At 37.0% G+C, this 1,693-nt stretch carries 5 protein-coding genes; all 5 read left to right on the top strand.

Annotation, left to right across the window (positions count from 1 at the left end):
• Positions 1 to 285: siphovirus ReqiPepy6 Gp37-like family protein (locus IRB43_RS17580; RefSeq protein ID WP_238942089.1), on the top strand; the 285-nt coding region annotated here is incomplete at its 5' end.
• 98 nt (positions 286 to 383) lie between these two features.
• Entirely contained in the window at positions 384 to 638 is a 255-nt protein-coding gene (locus IRB43_RS17575) for an MrpA family protein (protein ID WP_203364742.1), read from the top strand.
• Between the two features lie 129 nt (positions 639 to 767).
• Positions 768 to 962 carry a hemolysin XhlA family protein gene (locus IRB43_RS17570; RefSeq protein ID WP_203364741.1) on the top strand — a complete coding sequence of 65 codons (195 nt, stop codon included), beginning with the start codon at positions 768 to 770 and terminating at the stop codon, positions 960 to 962.
• Between the two features lie 3 nt (positions 963 to 965).
• Positions 966 to 1,205, top strand: a complete 240-nt coding sequence (locus IRB43_RS17565) for a phage holin (RefSeq protein ID WP_203364740.1) — start codon at positions 966 to 968, stop codon at positions 1,203 to 1,205.
• On the top strand, positions 1,205 to 1,693 hold a 489-nt coding region (locus IRB43_RS17560), incomplete at its 3' end, for an N-acetylmuramoyl-L-alanine amidase (protein WP_203364739.1). The genes IRB43_RS17565 and IRB43_RS17560, both read left to right, overlap by 1 nt.

Genomic DNA, 1,693 nt, shown 5'->3' with positions numbered 1-1,693 from the left:
AGAGGTAACCAAAAACTGGCCGAACATGAGCAAGAAATTTATCTGGATGGACAGGTGCTTACAAAGTCGCCATTTGTTTATGAACGAGACTATGACCTTGGCGATATTGTTACTCTGCAAAATCGGGAATGGGGAATTACGCTAGATACCCGGATTACCGAAGTTAAAGAGATTTACGAGAGAGGAGGGAGAAGAATTGACGTGACCTTTGATAATCGTAGGCCGACATTAATTGATAAGATTAAACAAGAATTTAATCAGGTCGGTATGGAACTTCGGAGATAAATGTTTAGCAGTCGTTATTTTTTATAGTTTTTAATTTGGTGAAACTTGGTACTTCAAAGTATAATAGTAATATCTATTTTGCAAAGCGAGGTGATATTATGGATATTAATGATTGGATTGGGTATAAATTAATATGTATTATGTCCAAAGGCTTGAAAAATGAACCTTCATACAATGAAACTGAGTTTGAAGTAGTAATTAGTGAGGATTCTAATGAAGAACATGGATATAAAGCTGTTATAAGTGGCTATGATAACGAGAACCAGTCATTTTCAGATGACTGGGACGCAAAAATGGTTACTGATAATTTACTTTGGGGTAATTGGGAGATTAAGCGTAAAGTAAAAATCTAAAACTAAATTTAGCACTTTACGGTTGGCTTTATAAAGAGCTTTTATATTTCAGAAAAGGACGATAATACAAGATAACCAAGACGGGCTCCGGCTCGTCTTTTTATTGTACAAAAGAAAGGGGATAGCTATGTGGAAGAGCGCGTACAAAAGTTAGAAGATAATATGCTTGAAGTAAAAACAAGACTATCTGTTGCAGAACCAAACATCAAAGATGTAAAAGAAGATATATCATCCATCAAAGATAATACAACGTGGATTTTAAGATTAATTGTTGGTGCGATTGTCACTGGGTTAATCGGGTTACTATTAAAAGGAGGAATTTAAAAAATGAATAAAATCGAAACTGGAACGATCGTGCGGACGGTCGTTCTTTTTGTTGCTCTATTAAATCAGTCACTTGTGATGATGGGATATTCGCCACTACCCTTTACAAACGAAGAAGTCGAACATGCTGTTACAGCTGTATTTACTATAGCTGCTTCTCTGTGGACTTGGTGGAAGAATAACAATATTACTCGCAAGGCTCGCAGAAACGATGAACTCTTAAAAAGAGAGGGGCTTAAATAATGTCTAAAGTAGTTGTAATCGATTTTGGACATGGCCTTCCGGATCCAGGCGCAGTTAAATACGGTCAGGAATATCAATATGCAGCATTAATCGGAAAGGAGGTTGAAAAACGTCTTCCTACTAGTATTAAGGTCATCCATACTCGAACAAGCGACAAGGCTTTAAGTAATGACAAAGGTGCAGATTTAAACAGGCGTTGCGATATTGCTAATAAGAATAAAGCAGACCTATTTATTAGTATTCACCTAAACGCAGGTGGGGGCACTGGATATGAAACACTGGTGTACTCACCTTGCAAAGAGGGAGATACGGTGCATACTGAAGTAGCTAAAATTTTACGTAAACACGGCATTAAGGACCGTGGTATTAAGTCGCGCAAAGATGTTCGTGTGCTAAATGGTACACAGATGCCAGCTTTATTACTAGAGTGTCTATTTATTGACAACAAAGCTGATATGGACAAGTTAAACAACCAATCGTTCTTCAAA

Source organism: Bacillus sp. REN10, assembly GCF_016820555.1.
Lineage (GTDB): Bacteria > Bacillota > Bacilli > Bacillales > Domibacillaceae > Bacillus_CE.
This window is presented reverse-complemented; position numbering and strand designations above follow the sequence as displayed.

Excerpts from the sequence above, each read along its gene's own strand:
- IRB43_RS17575 (WP_203364742.1), top strand. The coding sequence starts at position 384 with ATGGATATTAATGATTGGATTGGGTATAAATTAATATGTATTATGTCC.
- IRB43_RS17565 (WP_203364740.1), top strand. The coding sequence starts at position 966 with ATGAATAAAATCGAAACTGGAACGATCGTGCGGACGGTCGTTCTTTTT.